Source organism: Methylotuvimicrobium buryatense 5G (genome assembly GCF_000341735.1).
Classification (GTDB): Bacteria; Pseudomonadota; Gammaproteobacteria; order Methylococcales; family Methylomonadaceae; genus Methylotuvimicrobium; species Methylotuvimicrobium buryatense.
Genome location: NZ_KB455575.1, coordinates 1,884,306 through 1,884,766, shown reverse-complemented (window position 1 = coordinate 1,884,766; position 461 = coordinate 1,884,306). Strand labels below are relative to the sequence as shown.

The window sequence follows — 461 nt, the reverse complement described above, 5'->3', positions numbered from 1 at the left end:
AGAGGTCGATAATCCCGACAAGAGCAAGTACATTCCTTAGTCCAATTGCCCGCCGCAGTCGACGCAGAGCGTCTAAAGCGGCATTCCCACGCAGAGCATGGGAACGAGCGTTTTGAGGGGATGCCTCAGAACCCGATCCCTTTTACTTATTAACTTGGTAGTTATTTTGATGCGCTTGACCACGACTTTTATAAGGGTTCATCTGAAATGAAATACGCAAGGTTAGCACGTATTTCGGCAATGGCATCGATGCTGAGCCCAGTCAATTCTGCGATGTCTTCATCGCTCATCTCCCGGCGGATCATTCTGATCGCTAAGTTGCGTTTTTCATCTAGCCGGCCTTCTTCTCTTCCTTCTTCCCTACCTTCATCCCTCGCTGTATCGATTACGTTTTTGAGATCGCGGTAGTATTTCAGACTGGATTCATAGGCGTCGCGTTCTTCCGGCTGAAAGCGGGCGAT

1 pseudogene is annotated in these 461 nt (G+C 49.2%); it reads right to left on the bottom strand.

From position 1 onward, the window contains the following. Window positions 1-188 precede the first annotated feature (188 nt). Window positions 189-461: pseudogene (locus METBU_RS28030) on the bottom strand (hypothetical protein); the annotation flags it as partial.